The organism is Bacillus sp. SIMBA_008 (assembly GCF_046535495.1).
GTDB classification, from domain to species: domain Bacteria; phylum Bacillota; class Bacilli; order Bacillales; family Bacillaceae; genus Bacillus; species Bacillus subtilis.
Map to the genome: position 1 here is coordinate 329,624 of NZ_JAWRWL010000005.1, position 20,187 is coordinate 349,810.

Consider the following 20,187-nt stretch of genomic DNA (forward strand, 5'->3'; position numbering starts at 1 on the left):
TCTTCGCTTGAAAGATGGTTTCTTCATTTACGATTCTCGTTCAGACAAAAGCTCTAAAATCCGGTCAAGGTCTTCATTAGAGAAAAATTCAATTTCGATTTTGCCTTTTTTCTTCTGTCTTTTAATATTAACTGTTGTTCCAAAATAATTTTGGAGATAGGATTCCCGTTCTTTTAGAACCACATCTTTCACAGGTTCTTTTTTCTTTGTTTCACGTGGAACATTCTGATTCAACTGCTGAATCAGCTGCTCAAGCTGGCGAACATTGAGCTGCTCCGCAATCACTTTTTGTACCAGCGGTTCAAGCTTATTTTTGTTTTTTAAGCCAAGAAGCGTGCGTCCATGTCCCATAGAAAGCGTACCTTCGGCAATAAGCTGCTGAATATTTTCTGGCAGTGTCAGCAGTCTTAAATGATTCGCAATATGCGGTCTGCTTTTCCCAAGACGTTTGGCAAGCTGCTCTTGTGTGAGATCTAAGTGTTTCAACAAGGAATCATATGCCTGAGCCTCTTCAAGCGGAGATAAATCTTCACGCTGAAGGTTTTCTAATAAAGCAATTTCCCTCATTAACGCCTCTGATAATTCACGGACAATGGCCGGAACTGTATCTAAACCTGCCAGCTTTGCCGCTCGAAAACGCCGTTCACCCGCAACAATATCATAGCCTTTTAAAGATTTTCTGACGATAAGCGGCTGAAGAATGCCATGCTGCAGCACTGATTCTTTTAGTTCAGCTAATGCCTCGTCATCAAAGTGTTTTCTTGGCTGATAAGGATTAGGGCGTAAATCGGCAATTTTAATTTCTTCAACTGTCTCTTCAGACAAATCTACCTGATTAAATAACGCATTAATCCCTTTTCCAAGGCCTTTAGCCATTCGCAGCCACTTCCTTTGCTAAATCTAAATATACTTCCGCACCTCTTGACCGCGGATCGTATAAAATGATGGGTTTTCCGTGACTCGGTGCCTCACTCAGTCGGACATTACGCGGAATAACTGTCTTATATACTTTATCCCTAAAATACTTTTTAACCTCTTCAATCACTTGAATGCCAAGGTTTGTCCGGGCATCAAGCATTGTCAGCAATACACCTTCAATCATTAAATCAGTATTCAAATGCTTTTGCACAAGACGTACTGTATTTAATAACTGGCTGAGACCCTCCAAGGCATAATATTCGCACTGTACAGGAATCACAACGGAATCCGAGGCAGTAAGGGCATTAATCGTCAGCAAGCCCAATGACGGCGGACAATCAATGATAATATAATCATAATTTTGCTTTACTGCTTCAAGCGCTCTCTTCAATCTCACTTCTCTTGATATTGTAGGAACCAGCTCGATTTCAGCCCCTGCAAGCTGAATCGTCGCAGGAATCACATCCAAGTTCTCTACTGTCGTTGCTTTAATAATATCTATTACATCTGCATCATCTACTAAAATATCGTACACACACTGCTCTACATCGGCTTTTTCAATCCCTAATCCGCTTGTCGCATTTCCCTGCGGATCAATATCTACCAGCAGAACCCTTTTCCCTATGTAAGCCAAACATGCCCCAAGGTTGACAGACGTCGTTGTTTTGCCGACCCCGCCTTTTTGGTTCGTAATTGCTATGATTTTTCCCACGATGTCACCTACTTTCACATGAACATGTACTATCTTGCTTCTATTCTATCAAAAAAAGATTAAAGCGTTTCATTTTTTTCATCATTTTGTTCCGAATCAGAAGGGAAATAATTGAAAATTCAAGCACGCTTTATGCTTTCTCTTATAAATTCTGCAATTTCTATGTTTTTTTGACTTAAAAAAGGAATTTCTTAAAGAAAAAAAGAAGAAGTCACAGTACAGAACGTGAAAACAGGATGGTGAGAAAATGGTTTATCAAACGAAAAGAGATGTACCCGTTACGCTGATGATTGTGTTTCTCATATTACTGATACAAGCAGATGCCATTGTTCCTTTTGTGCTGGGAAATATGAGAGTTTCCGGCTGGATCATTTTTATTCTGCTGACTCTTTTAAATGTGCTCATCATTTGGAGCTTTATTGACCTAAAATATGTATTGAAGGAACACCATCTGATCATTAAAGCCGGATTGATCAAACATCAAATTCCTTATGAAAACATCGATAAAGTCGTTCAAAAAAAGAAACTGTGGTCCGGTTTTCGTCTGATCGGCTCTCGCCATGCCATCACAATATATTATCAGGGGGGATGGGGACATGCAGTGATTTCACCGCAAAAATCTGAAGAATTTATCCACAAGCTCAAAGAAAAGAATTCTAATATAATGATATTCACTAAAAGTAAGTGATTACCTTTTATTAAAAATATAAAAAGCTCTCCTGCTTTTCAGGAGAGCTTCTATTTTGGTATGCGAATCGTTAATTGAATATATTCTTCAAATTCTTCTTCTTCCGTATTCAATTTTACACCGCTGTCTTCCACCATTGATAGTGACTGGCGAATCGTGTTCATCGCAATTCTTGTATCTCTGCTGAATGCTTTGCGTCTCGGCTTTGGCTTTCTTTTGCCTTGCTCCAGCATTTTCACCACGCGGTCTTCCGTCTGCTTTACATTTAAACTTTTCTCAATAATCTCTGTGAGCAGTGTGACTTGGAGCTCAGGCTGTTTCAGCGGAATCAGCGCTCTGGCATGGCGCTCGGTGATTTTCTTCTCCATAATCGCCTCTTGGACCGGCTGAGGCAGCTTTAATAACCGAAGCTTATTCGCGATTGTAGACTGCCCTTTTCCTAAGCGCTGTGCGAGTGCCTCCTGTGTTAAATCATGCAGCTCAAGCAGCCTAGCATAAGCATGCGCTTCCTCAATAGAAGACAGTTCTTCCCGCTGCAAGTTTTCGATTAACGCCACAGAAGCGGTTTCCGTGTCGGAAAAATCCTTAATAATTGCCGGAATCTTTTCCCACTCAAGCGATTGCACCGCTCTCCAGCGTCTTTCACCTGCAATGAGTTCGTATTGGCCTTCTTCTTCTGTATGCCTAACAACAATCGGCTGAATAATGCCGTGTGTATGAATGGTCATTGCTAACTCTTTGATTTTTTCATCTGAGAAAATGGTGCGTGGCTGAAAACGGTTGGGAACGATAGCATTTACCGGTATTTCCAGAATCTCTTCTTTGTTTGTATCATGTTCAGCAATCTCCGGCTCCTGTTCCTTCTCACCAAGCCCGAAGAAACGAGAGAATGAATGCTTCATGTACCTACACCACCTTTAAAAACTGCCATTTTTATAATTCTATTTTCTCATGGTTTTTCCTGCTGTACATCCATCAATTTTGATGAAAATATGATGGTATTGTCATATCAGGCTGTCTAAATTACCCTTCAATTGGCGATTTATTAGGAGTTCCCGGTTTTCTTGGATACTTCTTAGGTGTATTTTTTATTTTGCGTATCACCATAATATTACGATCGCTTTCTTCAATAGGCAGCTTAAAAGAATGGATATTCTCAAGTTCTCCTCCAAGCGTCGTGATTGCTTTTTTGCCTGCATTCAGTTCTTCTTCCGCTGATGCGGCTTTTAAAGCAACAAATAAACCGTTTTTCTTCACCAGAGGCAAGCAAAGCTCACTCAAAACAGATAATCTCGCAACTGCTCGCGCTGTCACAATATCATAGCTTTCACGCACGTCTTTCCGTTGCCCGAACGTTTCAGCTCTGTCATGGCAGAATGTTGTATTCTCCAATTGCAAAGCCTCAGATAACTTTTCTAAAAACGTGATCCGTTTGTTCAGTGAATCCACGATTGTGACATTGAGGTGCGGAAAGCATATTTTTATCGGCAGACTTGGAAAACCCGCTCCCGCTCCGACATCACAAATCGTGTTCACCTGATTGAAGTCGACATAAAAAGCAGCTGTAATGGAATCATAAAAATGCTTTAAATACACTTCTTTTTTCTCTGTTATTGAAGTCAGATTGATTTTTTCGTTCCATTCAACCAGCATGTCGTAATACAGCTCAAATTGCTCCAGCTGACGGGGAGAAAGGGAGATCCCTTTTTCCGCCAAACCAGAAGTGAATTCTTCAATATTCATGCCGTCATCCTTTCTATTCGGCTATCTTCGCAATGCGTCCCTGCTCTAAATACACCAATAGAATTGAAATGTCCGCCGGGTTTACACCGGAAATGCGGGAAGCTTGGGCAACAGACAAAGGTCGTACATTTTTCAGTTTTTGACGCGCCTCGGTCGCAATCCCCTTAATTGCGTCATAATCAATTCGATCTGGAATTTTTTTATTTTCCATCTTCTTCAGTTTTTCCACTTGCTGAAGAGATTTTTCAATATATCCTTCATATTTCACTTGGATTTCTACTTGTTCTGCCACGTCTTGAGGAACTGGCACTTCTGGCGGCGCCAGTTTTGTGACTGTTTCATAGTTCATTTCAGGACGCTTCATCAAGTCTGTGCCGCGAACTCCATCTTTCAATTCGCTTCCGCCAAGAGAACGGATATATTCTTGATTTTCCGGAGACGGCTTGATAATTACAGAATGAAGACGTTTTTTCTCCGCCTCGATCGCCGCTTTTTTCTTCTCAAAAGCCGCATAGCGCTCATCAGAAATCAATCCAATGCGGTGTCCGATTTCTGTCAGACGCAAATCAGCATTGTCATGGCGAAGCAGCAATCTGTATTCCGCACGTGATGTCAAAAGACGATATGGCTCATTGGTACCTTTTGTCACAAGGTCATCAATCAGAACACCAATATAGGCGTCAGAACGGCTTAGAATTACTTCTTCTTTTCCAAGCGCTTTTCGTCCTGCATTGATTCCCGCCATAATCCCTTGTCCCGCAGCTTCTTCATAACCGGATGTTCCGTTAATTTGGCCTGCAGTGTAAAGGTTTGTGATTTTTTTTGTTTCAAGTGTCGGCCAGAGCTGTGTCGGTACGATTGCATCATACTCGATCGCATAGCCGGCTCTCATCATTTGCACGTTTTCAAGTCCAGGAATCGTTGCAAGCATTCTTTGCTGTACGTCTTCTGGAAGACTTGTAGATAAACCTTGGACATAGACTTCCTGTGTATTTCTGCCTTCCGGCTCAAGGAAGATTTGGTGACGCGGTTTATCATTAAAACGGACAACTTTATCTTCAATGGATGGGCAGTATCTTGGGCCCGTACCTTTGATCATACCGGAATACATCGGTGAACGGTGCAGGTTGCTGTCAATAATCTCATGTGTCTCAGGGCTTGTATATGTCAACCAGCAAGGGAGCTGATCTGTGATATATTCCACTGTTTCATATGAGAAAGCGCGAGGCACATCGTCACCAGGCTGAATTTCCGTTTTGCTGTAATCAATCGTGTCGCTTTTAACGCGAGGCGGCGTACCTGTTTTAAAACGAACAAGGTCAAAACCAAGTTCCTCCAAATGCTCAGAAAGCTTAATAGAAGGCTGCTGGTTATTTGGGCCGCTTGAGTAAGACAGATCGCCAAGAATAATACGTCCTCTTAAATATGTCCCTGTCGTCATGACAACTGCTTTCGCACGATAATGTGCACCGGTTTGTGTAATAACGCCTCGGCATTCGCCGTCTTCAACGATCAGCCGCTCCACAATTCCTTGCAGCAATGTTAAGTTTGGTTCTTTTTCAAGCGTATTTTTCATTTCGTGCTGATATTGGAATTTGTCTGCTTGCGCACGCAAAGCACGAACCGCAGGACCTTTTCCTGTATTCAGCATTCTCATTTGAATATGCGTTTTATCGATGTTTCTTCCCATTTCTCCGCCGAGCGCGTCAATTTCGCGGACGACAATCCCTTTTGCGGGGCCGCCGACAGACGGATTACATGGCATAAATGCAACCATATCTAGGTTGATGGTCAAGACAAGCGTTTTGGCGCCTTGGCGTGCAGATGCGAGGGCAGCCTCAACACCGGCATGCCCGGCGCCAATCACAATCACATCGTATTGGCCTGCTTCATACCCCATGATTCTAGTTCCTCCTTTTATTATTTTCCTAAACAGAATTGTGAAAAGAGCTGATCAATTAAGCTTTCGTGGACAGAATCTCCAATGATTTCCCCTAAAAGCTCCCAGCATCTTGTAAGGTCAATTTGCACCATGTCGATCGGGACATCCTGTTCGATGCCGCTAAGCGCATCTTCAATGGCGCGTTTTGCTTGCTGTAAAATAGAGATGTGACGTGTGTTGCTGACATAAGTCAGATCACCGCTTTCAATGGCACCCGTGTAGAACAGTGATTGAATCGCTTCTTCCAGATCATTGATGCCTTCCTCTTTTAAAAGAGATGTCGTAACAACTGGACGTCCATTGGCAAGCTCACGGACACGTTCAGTGTCAATCTTCGCCTCAAGGTCAGTCTTATTCAAAATCACGATAACATCCATGCCCTCAACGGCTTCAAAAAGCTTCACGTCTTCTTCAGAAAGCTCTTCACTATAATTAAGCACAAGTAAAATCAGGTCCGCTTCCTTTAGGACCTGGCGAGAACGTTCAACACCGATTCGCTCAACAATATCCTCTGTTTCACGAATACCTGCTGTATCAACCAGACGAAGCGGGACGCCCCTTACATTCACGTATTCCTCAATCACATCCCGCGTCGTTCCGGGAATATCGGTTACAATGGCTTTTGCCTCATGAACGAGGCTGTTCAGAAGAGATGATTTTCCTACGTTTGGCCGGCCAATAATGACGGTAGAAAGACCTTCACGCAAGATTTTTCCTTGCTCAGAAGTCCTCAGCAACGCCTCAATTTCCTTTTTCACGGCGGTTGCCTTTTCGACTAAAATCTGATGCGTCATTTCCTCTACATCATCATACTCCGGATAATCGATATTCACCTCAACATGGGCCAGTGTTTCTAAAATCTCACTGCGCAAACGGCGCACCAAAGCAGAAAGACGCCCTTCCATTTGATTCATAGCAACGTTCATTGCCCGGTCCGTTTTCGCTCTGATTAAGTCCATAACCGCTTCCGCCTGTGAAAGATCGATTCGGCCGTTTAAAAACGCACGTTTCGTAAATTCACCAGGCTCTGCCAGTCTCGCTCCCTCTCTCAATGCAAGCTGAAGCACTTGGTTCACAGTCACAATTCCCCCGTGACAGTTAATCTCGATGACATCTTCTCGTGTAAAAGTTCTCGGCGCTTTTAACACTGATACCATTACTTCCTCAACGACACGATCCGAAGGTCTGTCTACGATATGACCATAATGAATCGTATGTGATTCGACCGAGCTGAGTGTTTTCCCCTTCGGTCCCTTATAAATTTTATCTGCGATTTGAATGGCTTCTGGTCCGCTCAACCGTACAATCGCAATCGCGCCTTCTCCCATCGGTGTGGAAATTGCCGCAATTGTATCCATGTTGTTCACCTCTCTTTACTTATACTTCATCTATATAAAAAAATTTTTATTATGCCAAAACTAAAAGATAACATAGTTTGGTTCGAAGTGGAAGATTTGTTATCCACAGAAATAGAAATTCGTCCCTTATTACTTTAACTTATCCACATGTGAATAACAATTAATTTTATTTCCTGAACTTCCTTTTTATCAACAGGATACACCTAAAAAGAAAAAACTTAAACGGCAAAACCTTGATATTACTAGGAAAAGTAGATTTTTCGGATACAAAAAAACCGAAATCCAATTTTTATCGGACTTCGGTTTTATGCTATCTTTTATGGGAAATAACGAGATGACGATTTTCGCCTTCACCCATTGAATATGTTTTGATCTGGTGGTTTGCATATCCAGAAAGAGTATCGTGAATAATTTTTCTTTCGCTGGACGGCATGGGCTCAAGCTGGATGGATTTTTTCGTTTTCAAAACCTGGTCAGCAAGCTTGATGGCCAGCTGGCTCAGTGTTTCTTTTCTTTTCAAACGATAGTTTTCTGCATCCACCGTCACATTTTTATATTGGCCTGGATAACGGTTAAGGGCAAGCTGTGTCAAAGTTTCAAGGGCGTTTAAGGTTTGTCCTCTTTTCCCAATCAACAATGCTGCCTTTTCACCTGTTATATGATATCTCACTGTCTTTTTGCTTTCTTGAACAGTCACATCAGACTTCCCGGCAATGGCTTCGGCAATCGTTTGAAGATATAACTTCGCTTGCTGAATCGGATCAATCTTTTCAACCAGCTTTACGATCGCAGGCTTTTTACCGAAGATACCGAGAAACCCTTTGTTTCCCTCTTCAATAACAGTAATTTCTACCTTATCCTTCGTTAATCCCAACTCTTGCAATCCGGACTGTACTGCTTCATCGACATTTCGCCCTGCAGCAGTCACATTCCTCACTTTTTCTTTCCTCCGACTTTTTGCGGCTCAGGATTTTTTTTAATATCAGGTCCTTTAATGAGGAAAGTTTGCGCAATCATAAACAAGTTACCGACTACCCAATAAAGAGAAAGAGCCGCCGGGAAGTTGATCGCAAATACGATAATCATAATTGGCATAATCCAAAGCATCATCGCCATTTGCGGATTTTGCTGCGCATTGCCCGCCATCATCAGTTTTTGCTGAACAAATGTAGCAACACCAGCAACGATAGGAAGAATATAGTAAGGATCTTTTTCTCCTAAGTCAAACCATAAGAAGCTGTGCTCTGAAATCGCCTGTGTTCTCATGATCGCATGATAGAATCCAATTAAAATCGGCATTTGGATCAAAATCGGGAAACATCCCGCCAATGGATTGACACCATGTTTTTGGAATAAAGCCATTGTTTCCTGCTGAAGCTTTTGCTGCGTTTTTTGATCCTTTGAGCTGTATTTTTCTTTAAGCTTTTGCATTTCCGGCTGTAAAGCCTGCATCGCTTTCGAACTTCTCAGCTGCTTAATCATCAGCGGTAAAATTAATAAACGAATTAAAATGGTAACTAGAATAATTGAAAGCCCGTAGTTATCTCCCGTCAATTTCGCTACATAAGTAATGAGCTCAGACAATGGATATACTACGTACTTGTCCCAGAAATGCGGACTATCTGCAGTGATCGGCTCTTTCACACTCGAGCATCCAGCCAAAAGCATGAATACGCCAACCATACTTAATAGCAACCCTATTCTCCTTTTCAACAACATTTCCTCCTATAATTAATCTTTACACTCTTTTATTGCAAAGCATACTTGTATGTATTTTAGCATCTTTCAGTTTTAAATGGTGTCTTTTTCTGATCAACCAGAAAGGAAGCGCTTTTAAAAGTTGTAAGAAAGCAGTGGTGATGCCTACTTTGACGAAGATTTCTTATATAATGAAGACTTTCTGAATAGATGCTGCAGACTTTTTTTCGTTTCCTCATATGTCAGCTGGCTCGCCGGTTTTCTGGCAATAATGATGTAATCCTTTTCCTTCAGTCTCTCTTTCTCTTCAAGAAAGGCCTGCCGAATCAAACGTTTGATCCGATTTCGCATCACGGCATTGCCAATTTTTTTGCTGACGGAAAGCCCGACACGCAGTTCATCATTTTCAGGCTGATCAAGCGTATATAAGACAAACTGGCGGTTTGCAACTGATGTCCCATGTTTAAACACTTTTTGAAAATCTTCATTTTTCTTTAAACGATTTCGCTTCTTCAAATGACTCACTCCGATACTGGCTGGCAGAAACTTTTAAAATTTATTATGAACATGAGATGCATCTGAACCAGGAAGCATGCCCCGGTTCATTACGCATCACATCTATCTTTTCCCATAACGTGAAAAAAGACCACTGACATTATTCAGTGGCCTAAGCTGATAATACTTTTCTGCCTTTGCGGCGACGGCGTGCTAAAACTAGACGACCGTTTTTTGAACTCATACGGCTTCTGAAGCCATGAACTTTGCTGCGTTTACGGTTATTCGGTTGGAATGTTCTTTTCATTTATGACACCTCCCTCGAGGAATAGCTGTTAAAGACAGTCTTACTTATTATATTTGCGTTACCTATTCATTGTCAACTTCACTAGTGCTTTTATTTCTTGCAACCATAATAGGATACCATACCTTTTCAACTTTCGAAACCTTATTTTTTAGATTCCTTAATTTTACGGAAAAAAGACAAATCCAAACAATTTGCCCCTAAAATCACGCATGTGGATATCTTTTTCGGATTTTTTTAGTATCCACAGAGGTTATCGACAACATTTTCACATTACCAACCCCTGTGGACAAGGTTTTTTCAACAGGTTGTCCGCTTTGTGGATAAGATTGTGACAACCATTGCAAGCTCTCGTTTATTTTGGTATTATATTTGTGTTTTAACTCTTGATTACTAATCCTACCTTTCCTCTTTATCCACAAAGTGTGGATAAGTTGTGGATTGATTTCACACAGCTTGTGTAGAAGGTTGTCCACAAGTTGTGAAATTTGTCGAAAAGCTATTTATCTACTATATTATATGTTTTCAACATTTAATGTGTACGAATGGTAAGCGCCATTTGCTCTTTTTTTGTGTTCTATAACAGAGAAAGACGCCATTTTCTAAGAAAAGGAGGGACGTGCCGGAAGATGGAAAATATATTAGACCTGTGGAACCAAGCCCTTGCTCAAATCGAAAAAAAGTTGAGCAAACCGAGTTTTGAGACTTGGATGAAGTCAACCAAAGCCCACTCACTGCAAGGCGATACATTAACAATCACGGCTCCCAATGAATTTGCCAGAGACTGGCTGGAGTCCAGATACTTGCATCTGATTGCAGATACTATATATGAATTAACCGGGGAAGAATTGAGCATTAAGTTTGTCATTCCTCAAAATCAAGATGTTGAGGACTTTATGCCGAAACCGCAAGTCAAAAAAGCGGTCAAAGAAGATACATCTGATTTTCCTCAAAATATGCTCAATCCAAAATATACTTTTGATACTTTTGTCATCGGATCTGGAAACCGATTTGCACACGCTGCTTCCCTCGCAGTAGCGGAAGCACCCGCGAAAGCTTACAACCCTTTATTTATCTATGGGGGCGTCGGCTTAGGGAAAACGCACTTAATGCATGCGATCGGCCATTATGTAATAGATCATAATCCTTCTGCCAAAGTGGTTTATCTGTCTTCTGAGAAATTTACAAACGAATTCATCAACTCTATCCGAGATAATAAAGCCGTCGACTTCCGCAATCGCTATCGAAATGTTGATGTGCTTTTGATAGATGATATTCAATTTTTAGCGGGGAAAGAACAAACCCAGGAAGAATTTTTCCATACATTTAACACATTGCACGAAGAAAGCAAACAAATCGTCATTTCAAGTGACCGGCCGCCAAAGGAAATTCCGACACTTGAAGACAGATTGCGCTCACGTTTTGAATGGGGACTTATTACAGATATCACACCGCCTGATCTAGAAACGAGAATTGCAATTTTAAGAAAAAAGGCCAAAGCAGAGGGCCTCGATATTCCAAACGAGGTTATGCTTTACATCGCGAATCAAATCGACAGCAATATTCGGGAACTCGAAGGGGCATTAATCAGAGTTGTCGCTTATTCATCTTTAATTAATAAAGATATTAATGCTGATCTGGCCGCTGAGGCGTTGAAAGATATTATTCCTTCCTCAAAACCGAAAGTCATTACGATAAAGGAAATTCAGAGGGTAGTAGGCCAGCAATTTAATATTAAACTCGAGGATTTCAAAGCAAAAAAACGGACAAAGTCAGTAGCTTTTCCGCGTCAAATCGCCATGTACTTATCAAGGGAAATGACTGATTCCTCTCTTCCTAAAATCGGTGAAGAGTTTGGAGGACGTGATCATACGACCGTTATTCATGCGCATGAAAAAATTTCAAAACTGCTGGCAGATGATGAACAGCTTCAGCAGCATGTAAAAGAAATTAAAGAACAGCTTAAATAGCAGGACCGGGGATCAATCGGGGAAAGTGTGAATAACTTTTCGGAAGTCATACACAGTCTGTCCACATGTGGATAGGCTGTGTTTCCTGTCTTTTTCACAACTTATCCACAAATCCACAGGCCCTACTATTACTTCTACTATTTTTTATAAATATATATATTAATACATTATCCGTTAGGAGGATAAAAATGAAATTCACGATTCAAAAAGATCGTCTTGTTGAAAGTGTCCAAGATGTATTAAAAGCAGTTTCATCCAGAACCACGATTCCCATTCTGACTGGTATTAAAATTGTTGCATCAGATGATGGAGTATCCTTTACAGGGAGTGACTCAGATATTTCTATTGAATCCTTCATTCCAAAAGAAGAAGGAGATAAAGAAATCGTCACTATTGAACAGCCCGGAAGCATCGTTTTACAGGCTCGCTTTTTTAGTGAAATTGTAAAAAAATTGCCGATGGCAACTGTAGAAATCGAAGTCCAAAATCAGTATTTGACGATTATCCGTTCTGGTAAAGCTGAATTTAATCTAAACGGACTGGATGCTGATGAGTATCCGCACTTGCCGCAGATTGAAGAGCATCATGCGATTCAGATCCCAACTGATTTGTTAAAAAATCTAATCAGACAAACAGTATTTGCAGTGTCCACCTCAGAAACACGCCCTATCTTGACAGGTGTAAACTGGAAAGTGGAGCAAAGTGAATTATTATGCACTGCAACGGATAGCCACCGTCTTGCATTAAGAAAGGCGAAACTTGATATTCCAGAAGACAGATCTTATAACGTCGTGATTCCAGGAAAAAGTTTAACTGAACTCAGCAAGATTTTAGATGACAACCAGGAACTTGTAGATATCGTCATCACAGAAACCCAAGTTCTGTTTAAAGCGAAAAACGTCTTATTCTTCTCGCGGCTTCTGGACGGGAATTATCCAGACACAACCAGCCTGATTCCGCAAGACAGCAAAACAGAAATCATTGTGAACACAAAAGAATTCCTTCAGGCCATTGATCGTGCATCTCTTTTAGCTAGAGAGGGACGCAACAACGTTGTAAAACTGTCCGCAAAACCGGCTGAATCCATTGAAATTTCTTCCAACTCGCCGGAAATCGGTAAAGTTGTGGAAGCAATTGCTGCGGATCAAATTGAAGGTGAGGAATTAAATATCTCTTTTAGTCCAAAATATATGCTGGATGCACTAAAGGTGCTTGAAGGAGCAGAAATACGCGTAAGCTTTACAGGCGCAATGAGACCTTTCTTAATTCGCACGCCGAATGATGAAACGATTGTACAGCTTATCCTCCCTGTCAGAACCTATTAATCCGATACACTGCTGCCGACTTGTCGGCAGCTTTTCTATTCGGTATCTGCTCCGACAAGTTTTCCCTTTCCCTAATTCGTTTTTTTTTAGTACAATTAGATATTAGTGATATTTGAAAGAGGTCGATATAATGGCAAATCCGATTTCAATTGATACAGAGATGATTACACTCGGACAATTCTTAAAATTAGCCGATGTGATTCAGTCTGGCGGTATGGCGAAGTGGTTTTTAAGCGAGCATGAAGTGCTTGTGAACGATGAGCCGGACAACCGCCGAGGCAGAAAGCTGTATGTTGGAGATGTGGTAGAGATTGAAGGATTTGGTTCATTTCAAGTCGTCAATTAAAGCGGGTGACACTGATTGTATATCCAGAACTTAGAACTGACATCTTACCGCAACTACGACCATGCTGAACTTCAATTTGAAAATAAAGTAAATGTGATCATCGGAGAAAACGCCCAGGGGAAGACAAACCTCATGGAGGCGATCTATGTCTTGTCCATGGCGAAATCGCACCGGACATCAAATGACAAAGAACTTATACGGTGGGACAAAGACTATGCTAAAATAGAGGGAAGAGTGATGAAGCAAAACGGGGCGATCCCGATGCAGCTCGTCATCTCCAAAAAGGGTAAAAAGGGCAAGGTCAATCATATTGAACAGCAAAAGCTCAGCCAGTATGTCGGGGCCCTCAACACCATTATGTTCGCGCCGGAAGATTTAAATCTTGTAAAGGGAAGCCCTCAAGTGAGAAGGCGGTTTCTTGACATGGAAATCGGACAGGTTTCTCCCGTCTACCTTCATGATCTTTCTCTTTACCAGAAAATCCTTTCCCAGCGGAATCATTTTTTGAAACAGCTGCAAACAAGAAAACAAACTGACCGGACGATGCTCGATGTTCTGACCGATCAGCTTGTAGAAGTTGCAGCAAAAGTCGTCGTAAAACGCCTGCAGTTTACAGCACAGCTCGAGAAATGGGCGCAGCCCATCCATGCAGGCATCTCAAGAGGGCTTGAAGAACTGACCCTGAAATACCATACAGCTCTTGATGTATCAGATCCCCTAGATTTGTCGAAAATAGGAGATAGCTATCAAGAAGCGTTTTCTAAATTAAGAGAAAAAGAAATTGAGCGTGGTGTGACGCTGTCAGGGCCTCATCGCGATGATGTTCTTTTCTATGTGAACGGACGCGATGTGCAGACGTATGGTTCTCAAGGACAGCAGCGAACGACGGCGTTGTCCCTTAAGCTGGCGGAGATTGACCTGATCCATGAAGAAATCGGAGAATATCCCATTTTACTATTGGATGATGTACTGAGTGAACTGGATGATTATCGCCAGTCACACTTGCTTCATACGATCCAAGGCCGTGTACAAACGTTTGTCACAACGACAAGCGTTGATGGCATTGATCACGAAACCTTACGTCAAGCAGGAATGTTCCGTGTGCAAAATGGTGCGTTAGTGAAGTGAAGAAATGAGGTGAGCAATTGTATATTCATTTAGGTGATGACTTTGTGGTTTCAACACGAGATATTGTCGGCATTTTTGACTTTAAAGCCAACATGTCGCCTATTGTTGAAGAATTTCTGAAAAAACAGAAACACAAGGTGGTGCCTTCCGTAAACGGCACGCCCAAATCTATCGTAGTAACGGTTCAGAATATATATTACTCTCCCTTATCTTCCAGCACATTAAAAAAACGTGCGCAATTTATGTTTGAAATAGATTCTTAGAAATTTTTTATCACGAATATATCGTTTAGAAAAGTGTAGGTGAATGACGTGGCTATGGAACAGCAGCAAAACAGTTATGATGAAAATCAGATACAGGTACTAGAAGGATTGGAAGCTGTTCGTAAAAGACCGGGGATGTATATCGGTTCGACAAACAGCAAAGGCCTTCACCACTTGGTATGGGAAATTGTCGACAATAGTATTGACGAAGCCCTCGCCGGTTATTGTACGGATATCAATATCCAAATCGAAAAAGACAACAGTATCACGGTTGTAGATAATGGCCGCGGTATTCCAGTCGGTATTCATGAAAAAATGGGCCGTCCTGCGGTAGAAGTCATTATGACGGTGCTTCATGCCGGAGGAAAATTTGACGGAAGCGGCTATAAAGTATCCGGAGGATTACACGGTGTAGGTGCGTCGGTCGTAAACGCACTATCAACAGAGCTTGATGTGACGGTTCACCGTGACGGTAAAATTCACCGCCAAACCTATAAACGCGGAGTTCCGGTTACAGACCTTGAAATCATTGGCGAAACGGATCATACAGGAACGACGACACATTTTGTCCCGGACCCTGAAATTTTCTCAGAAACAACCGAGTATGATTACGATCTGCTTGCCAACCGCGTGCGTGAATTAGCCTTTTTAACAAAGGGCGTAAACATCACGATTGAAGATAAACGTGAAGGACAAGAGCGCAAAAATGAATACCATTACGAAGGCGGAATTAAAAGTTATGTAGAGTATTTAAACCGCTCTAAAGAGGTTGTCCATGAAGAGCCGATTTACATTGAAGGCGAAAAGGACGGCATTACGGTTGAAGTGGCTTTGCAATACAATGACAGCTACACAAGCAACATTTACTCGTTTACAAACAACATTAACACGTACGAAGGCGGTACCCATGAAGCTGGCTTCAAAACGGGCCTGACTCGTGTTATCAACGATTACGCCAGAAAAAAAGGGCTTATTAAAGAAAATGATCCAAACCTAAGCGGAGATGACGTAAGGGAAGGGCTGACAGCGATTATTTCAATCAAACACCCTGATCCGCAGTTTGAGGGCCAAACAAAAACAAAGCTGGGCAACTCAGAAGCACGGACGATCACCGATACGTTATTTTCTACGGCGATGGAAACATTTATGCTGGAAAATCCAGATGCAGCCAAAAAAATTGTCGATAAAGGTTTAATGGCGGCAAGAGCAAGAATGGCTGCGAAAAAAGCGCGTGAACTAACACGCCGTAAGAGTGCTTTGGAAATTTCAAACCTGCCCGGTAAGTTAGCGGACTGCTCTTCAAAAGATCCGAGCATCTCCGAGTTATATATCGTAGAGGGTGACTCTGCCGGAGGATCTGCTAAACAAGGACGCGACAGACATTTCCAAGCCATTTTGCCGCTTAGAGGTAAAATCCTAAACGTTGAAAAGGCCAGACTGGATAAAATCCTTTCTAACAACGAAGTTCGCTCTATGATCACAGCGCTCGGCACAGGTATCGGAGAAGACTTCAACCTTGAGAAAGCCCGTTACCACAAAGTTGTCATTATGACAGATGCCGATGTTGACGGCGCGCACATCAGAACACTGCTGTTAACGTTCTTTTACAGATATATGCGCCAAATTATCGAAAATGGCTACGTGTACATTGCGCAGCCGCCGCTCTACAAGGTTCAACAGGGGAAACGCGTTGAATATGCATACAATGACAAGGAGCTTGAAGAGCTGTTAAAAACTCTTCCTCAAACGCCTAAGCCTGGACTGCAGCGTTACAAAGGTCTTGGTGAAATGAATGCCACCCAGCTATGGGAGACAACCATGGATCCTAGCTCCAGAACACTTCTTCAGGTAACTCTTGAAGATGCAATGGATGCGGATGAGACTTTTGAAATGCTTATGGGCGACAAGGTAGAACCGCGCCGAAACTTCATAGAAGCGAATGCGAGATACGTTAAAAATCTTGACATCTAATCATAAAAAGCCTTATTTCCAATAAGAAATAAGGCTTTTTTCTGAACAAGATCAGATGCAGCGATGCCTGCAATACCTATATATTCTAGCAATTTAATGTGTATAATCATAAGTTTATTGATATAATGGAGAATAGTGAAATCGTATTGAAGGTCATAATGGACAATCTACTCCCACATATTTCATGTGATACTTCAGGGAGGTTTTTTAATGAGTGAACAAAACACACCACAAGTTCGTGAAATAAATATCAGTCAGGAAATGCGTACGTCCTTCTTGGATTATGCAATGAGCGTTATCGTGTCCCGTGCTCTTCCGGATGTTCGTGACGGTTTAAAACCGGTTCATAGACGGATTTTGTATGCAATGAATGATTTAGGCATGACAAGTGACAAGCCTTATAAAAAATCCGCGCGTATCGTTGGAGAAGTTATCGGGAAATACCACCCGCACGGTGATTCAGCGGTATATGAATCCATGGTCAGAATGGCTCAGGATTTCAACTACCGTTATATGCTCGTTGACGGTCACGGAAACTTCGGTTCTGTTGACGGAGACTCAGCGGCGGCCATGCGTTATACAGAAGCACGAATGTCTAAAATCTCAATGGAGATTCTTCGCGACATCACAAAAGACACAATCGATTACCAGGATAACTATGACGGGTCAGAAAGAGAACCTGTCGTTATGCCTTCAAGGTTCCCGAATCTGCTCGTGAACGGTGCTGCCGGCATTGCGGTAGGTATGGCAACAAACATTCCTCCGCACCAGCTGGGAGAAATCATTGACGGTGTACTTGCTGTTAGTGAGAATCCGGACATTACAATTCCAGAGCTTATGGAAGTCATTCCAGGGCCTGATTTCCCGACCGCGGGTCAAATCTTGGGACGCAGCGGTATCCGGAAAGCATACGAATCAGGCCGAGGCTCTATCACGATCCGGGCAAAAGCTGAGATCGAACAAACATCTTCGGGTAAAGAAAGAATTATCGTTACAGAGTTACCTTACCAAGTAAATAAGGCGAAATTAATTGAGAAAATTGCTGATCTCGTAAGGGACAAAAAGATAGAGGGTATCACAGATCTGCGTGATGAGTCAGATCGTACAGGTATGAGAATTGTCATTGAAATCAGACGCGATGCCAATGCGAATGTTATCTTAAACAATCTGTACAAACAAACTGCTCTACAAACATCTTTTGGCATCAACCTGCTTGCGCTTGTTGATGGCCAGCCGAAAGTTTTAACTCTTAAGCAATGCCTGGAGCATTACCTTGACCATCAAAAAGTTGTCATTAGACGCCGTACTGCTTATGAATTGCGTAAAGCAGAAGCGAGAGCTCATATCTTGGAAGGATTGAGAGTTGCACTGGATCATCTCGATGCAGTTATCTCCCTTATCCGTAATTCTCAAACGGCTGAAATTGCGAGAACAGGTTTAATTGAACAATTCTCACTGACAGAGAAGCAAGCACAAGCGATCCTTGACATGAGGCTCCAGCGTTTAACGGGACTGGAACGTGAAAAGATCGAAGAAGAATACCAGTCTCTTGTTAAATTAATTGCAGAGCTAAAAGACATCTTGGCAAATGAATATAAAGTGCTTGAGATCATTCGTGAAGAACTCACGGAAATCAAAGAGCGTTTTAACGATGAAAGACGTACTGAGATCGTCACTTCTGGACTGGAGACAATTGAAGATGAAGATCTCATCGAGAGAGAAAATATCGTAGTTACTCTGACGCACAACGGATACGTCAAACGTCTTCCTGCATCAACTTACCGCAGTCAAAAACGGGGCGGAAAAGGTGTACAAGGTATGGGAACAAACGAAGATGATTTCGTTGAACATTTGATCTCTACGTCAACTCATGACACGATTCTCTTCTTCTCGAACAAGGGGAAAGTGTATCGTGCAAAAGGGTATGAAATCCCTGAATACGGCAGAACGGCAAAAGGAATCCCGATTATTAACCTGCTGGAGGTAGAAAAGGGTGAGTGGATCAACGCGATTATTCCAGTCACGGAATTCAATGCGGAGCTTTACCTCTTCTTCACTACAAAGCATGGGGTTTCAAAACGAACATCGCTATCTCAATTCGCTAATATCCGCAACAATGGTCTAATTGCTCTGAGTCTTCGTGAAGATGATGAACTGATGGGTGTACGTCTGACTGACGGCACAAAACAAATCATCATTGGAACGAAAAACGGTTTACTGATTCGTTTCCCTGAAACAGATGTCCGAGAGATGGGAAGAACTGCGGCGGGCGTAAAAGGCATCACCCTGACGGATGACGACGCTGTTGTCGGCATGGAGATTTTAGAGGAAGAATCACACGTCCTTATCGTAACTGAAAAAGGGTACGGAAAACGAACTCCTGCTGAAGAGTACAGAACCCAAAGCCGGGGCGGAAAAGGACTCAAAACAGCGAAAATCACCGAGAACAACGGCCAACTAGTAGCAGTGAAAGCTACTAAAGGTGAAGAGGATCTAATGATTATTACAGCTAGCGGCGTACTCATCAGAATGGACATCAATGATATCTCCATCACCGGACGTGTCACTCAAGGTGTGCGTCTCATCAGAATGGCAGAAGAAGAGCATGTTGCTACAGTAGCTTTAGTTGAGAAAAACGAAGAAGATGAGAATGAAGAAGAACAAGAAGAAGTGTGAAAAAAAGCGCAGCTGAAATAGCTGCGCTTTTTTTGTCATAACCCTTTACAGTCATAAAAATTATGATATAATCATTTCTGTTGTCTTTTTAAAGACACAAGCATGACCATTATGTCTAGTAAAAACTTTTTTAAAAAAGTATTGACCTAGTTAACTAAAAATGTTACTATTAAGTAGTCGCTTCGAGAGAAGCACACAAAGTTCTTTGAAAACTAAACAAGACAAAACGTACCTGTTAATTCAGTTTTTTATAAATCGCACAGCGATGTGCGTAGTCAGTCAAACTACTTTATCGGAGAGTTTGATCCTGGCTCAGGACGAACGCTGGCGGCGTGCCTAATACATGCAAGTCGAGCGGACAGATGGGAGCTTGCTCCCTGATGTTAGCGGCGGACGGGTGAGTAACACGTGGGTAACCTGCCTGTAAGACTGGGATAACTCCGGGAAACCGGGGCTAATACCGGATGGTTGTTTGAACCGCATGGTTCAAACATAAAAGGTGGCTTCGGCTACCACTTACAGATGGACCCGCGGCGCATTAGCTAGTTGGTGAGGTAACGGCTCACCAAGGCGACGATGCGTAGCCGACCTGAGAGGGTGATCGGCCACACTGGGACTGAGACACGGCCCAGACTCCTACGGGAGGCAGC

The 20,187-nt window shown here is 42.2% G+C and carries 18 protein-coding genes and 1 rRNA gene; 9 read left to right on the plus strand and 10 right to left on the minus strand.

Annotated features, from left to right (window positions below; all coding sequences use genetic code 11):
- Positions 1-27: 27 nt before the first annotated feature.
- Positions 28-876, minus strand: coding sequence for a stage 0 sporulation protein Spo0J (gene spo0J, locus SB658_RS17995; RefSeq protein WP_144500412.1), 849 nt, complete (start codon positions 874-876; stop codon positions 28-30).
- Entirely contained in the window at positions 869-1,630 is a 762-nt protein-coding gene (gene soj, locus SB658_RS18000; RefSeq protein ID WP_003219244.1) for a sporulation initiation inhibitor protein Soj, read from the minus strand. Before soj ends, spo0J begins: the two co-directional genes overlap by 8 nt.
- Before the next feature lie 247 nt (positions 1,631-1,877).
- On the opposite strand from soj, the gene SB658_RS18005 reads away from it, so the two are divergent.
- The gene (locus tag SB658_RS18005; RefSeq protein WP_144500411.1) at positions 1,878-2,318 is read left to right on the plus strand and encodes a PH domain-containing protein; all 441 of its coding nucleotides are present in this window, start codon (positions 1,878-1,880) and stop codon (positions 2,316-2,318) included.
- A gap of 50 nt (positions 2,319-2,368) precedes the next feature.
- Here the strand turns inward: SB658_RS18005 and noc are convergent, their stop codons facing one another.
- The 8 genes from noc to rpmH all read right to left on the minus strand — a co-directional run bounded on the left by noc (position 2,369) and on the right by rpmH (position 9,861).
- Positions 2,369-3,220, minus strand: coding sequence for a nucleoid occlusion protein (gene noc, locus SB658_RS18010; RefSeq protein WP_015250778.1), 852 nt, complete (start codon positions 3,218-3,220; stop codon positions 2,369-2,371).
- Between the two features lie 121 nt (positions 3,221-3,341).
- Positions 3,342-4,061 (minus strand): 16S rRNA (guanine(527)-N(7))-methyltransferase RsmG, encoded by a 720-nt coding sequence (gene rsmG / locus SB658_RS18015; RefSeq protein ID WP_015250777.1) that lies wholly within the window; start codon positions 4,059-4,061, stop codon positions 3,342-3,344.
- A 13-nt stretch (positions 4,062-4,074) separates the two neighbouring features.
- Positions 4,075-5,961 (minus strand): tRNA uridine-5-carboxymethylaminomethyl(34) synthesis enzyme MnmG, encoded by a 1,887-nt coding sequence (gene mnmG, locus SB658_RS18020; RefSeq protein ID WP_003226825.1) that lies wholly within the window; start codon positions 5,959-5,961, stop codon positions 4,075-4,077.
- Positions 5,962-5,981: 20 nt separating this feature from the next.
- Positions 5,982-7,361: a tRNA uridine-5-carboxymethylaminomethyl(34) synthesis GTPase MnmE gene (mnmE, locus tag SB658_RS18025; protein ID WP_014478576.1), complete on the minus strand. Its 1,380-nt coding sequence runs from the start codon at positions 7,359-7,361 to the stop codon at positions 5,982-5,984.
- A 310-nt stretch (positions 7,362-7,671) separates the two neighbouring features.
- Positions 7,672-8,298: an RNA-binding cell elongation regulator Jag/EloR gene (gene jag / locus SB658_RS18030; RefSeq protein ID WP_003243764.1), complete on the minus strand. Its 627-nt coding sequence runs from the start codon at positions 8,296-8,298 to the stop codon at positions 7,672-7,674.
- A complete protein-coding gene (gene spoIIIJ, locus SB658_RS18035; protein WP_085185268.1) occupies positions 8,295-9,080 on the minus strand; it encodes a YidC family membrane integrase SpoIIIJ in 786 nt (261 codons plus the stop codon). Before spoIIIJ ends, jag begins: the two co-directional genes overlap by 4 nt.
- A 144-nt stretch (positions 9,081-9,224) precedes the next feature.
- Positions 9,225-9,575 (minus strand): ribonuclease P protein component, encoded by a 351-nt coding sequence (gene rnpA, locus SB658_RS18040; protein WP_003242628.1) that lies wholly within the window; start codon positions 9,573-9,575, stop codon positions 9,225-9,227.
- Between the two features lie 151 nt (positions 9,576-9,726).
- Positions 9,727-9,861 (minus strand): 50S ribosomal protein L34, encoded by a 135-nt coding sequence (rpmH, locus tag SB658_RS18045; RefSeq protein WP_003178075.1) that lies wholly within the window; start codon positions 9,859-9,861, stop codon positions 9,727-9,729.
- A gap of 626 nt (positions 9,862-10,487) precedes the next feature.
- Here rpmH and dnaA point away from each other — a divergent pair.
- The 8 genes from dnaA to SB658_RS18085 all read left to right on the plus strand — a co-directional run.
- On the plus strand, positions 10,488-11,828 hold the full coding sequence (gene dnaA / locus SB658_RS18050) for a chromosomal replication initiator protein DnaA (RefSeq protein WP_003242674.1): 1,341 nt from the start codon (positions 10,488-10,490) through the stop codon (positions 11,826-11,828).
- Between the two features lie 188 nt (positions 11,829-12,016).
- Positions 12,017-13,153 carry a DNA polymerase III subunit beta gene (dnaN, locus tag SB658_RS18055; RefSeq protein WP_003226811.1) on the plus strand — a complete coding sequence of 379 codons (1,137 nt, stop codon included), beginning with the start codon at positions 12,017-12,019 and terminating at the stop codon, positions 13,151-13,153.
- Between the two features lie 130 nt (positions 13,154-13,283).
- On the plus strand, positions 13,284-13,499 hold the full coding sequence (gene rlbA, locus SB658_RS18060) for a ribosome maturation protein RlbA (RefSeq protein ID WP_003226810.1): 216 nt from the start codon (positions 13,284-13,286) through the stop codon (positions 13,497-13,499).
- Positions 13,500-13,514: 15 nt separating this feature from the next.
- Positions 13,515-14,627, plus strand: coding sequence for a DNA replication/repair protein RecF (recF, locus tag SB658_RS18065; RefSeq protein WP_003243515.1), 1,113 nt, complete (start codon positions 13,515-13,517; stop codon positions 14,625-14,627).
- Between the two features lie 17 nt (positions 14,628-14,644).
- Complete coding sequence (gene remB / locus SB658_RS18070; RefSeq protein ID WP_003219266.1) at positions 14,645-14,890, plus strand: extracellular matrix regulator RemB; 246 nt, start codon at positions 14,645-14,647, stop codon at positions 14,888-14,890.
- A 54-nt stretch (positions 14,891-14,944) separates the two neighbouring features.
- A complete protein-coding gene (gyrB, locus tag SB658_RS18075; protein ID WP_003226808.1) occupies positions 14,945-16,861 on the plus strand; it encodes a DNA topoisomerase (ATP-hydrolyzing) subunit B in 1,917 nt (638 codons plus the stop codon).
- A 210-nt stretch (positions 16,862-17,071) separates the two neighbouring features.
- On the plus strand, positions 17,072-19,537 hold the full coding sequence (gyrA, locus tag SB658_RS18080) for a DNA topoisomerase (ATP-hydrolyzing) subunit A (protein ID WP_144500410.1): 2,466 nt from the start codon (positions 17,072-17,074) through the stop codon (positions 19,535-19,537).
- Positions 19,538-19,826: 289 nt separating this feature from the next.
- Positions 19,827-20,187, plus strand: a 16S ribosomal RNA gene (locus tag SB658_RS18085); the annotation flags it as partial.

Excerpts from the sequence above, each read along its gene's own strand:
- rsmG (WP_015250777.1), bottom strand. The coding sequence starts at position 4,061 with ATGAATATTGAAGAATTCACTTCTGGTTTGGCGGAAAAAGGGATCTCC.
- mnmE (WP_014478576.1), bottom strand. The coding sequence starts at position 7,361 with ATGGATACAATTGCGGCAATTTCCACACCGATGGGAGAAGGCGCGATT.
- spoIIIJ (WP_085185268.1), bottom strand. The coding sequence starts at position 9,080 with ATGTTGTTGAAAAGGAGAATAGGGTTGCTATTAAGTATGGTTGGCGTA.
- gyrB (WP_003226808.1), top strand. The coding sequence starts at position 14,945 with ATGGAACAGCAGCAAAACAGTTATGATGAAAATCAGATACAGGTACTA.
- rlbA (WP_003226810.1), top strand. The coding sequence starts at position 13,284 with ATGGCAAATCCGATTTCAATTGATACAGAGATGATTACACTCGGACAA.
- gyrA (WP_144500410.1), top strand. The coding sequence starts at position 17,072 with ATGAGTGAACAAAACACACCACAAGTTCGTGAAATAAATATCAGTCAG.
- noc (WP_015250778.1), bottom strand. The coding sequence starts at position 3,220 with ATGAAGCATTCATTCTCTCGTTTCTTCGGGCTTGGTGAGAAGGAACAG.
- spo0J (WP_144500412.1), bottom strand. The coding sequence starts at position 876 with ATGGCTAAAGGCCTTGGAAAAGGGATTAATGCGTTATTTAATCAGGTA.
- SB658_RS18005 (WP_144500411.1), top strand. The coding sequence starts at position 1,878 with ATGGTTTATCAAACGAAAAGAGATGTACCCGTTACGCTGATGATTGTG.
- mnmG (WP_003226825.1), bottom strand. The coding sequence starts at position 5,961 with ATGGGGTATGAAGCAGGCCAATACGATGTGATTGTGATTGGCGCCGGG.
- dnaA (WP_003242674.1), top strand. The coding sequence starts at position 10,488 with ATGGAAAATATATTAGACCTGTGGAACCAAGCCCTTGCTCAAATCGAA.
- dnaN (WP_003226811.1), top strand. The coding sequence starts at position 12,017 with ATGAAATTCACGATTCAAAAAGATCGTCTTGTTGAAAGTGTCCAAGAT.
- rpmH (WP_003178075.1), bottom strand. The coding sequence starts at position 9,861 with ATGAAAAGAACATTCCAACCGAATAACCGTAAACGCAGCAAAGTTCAT.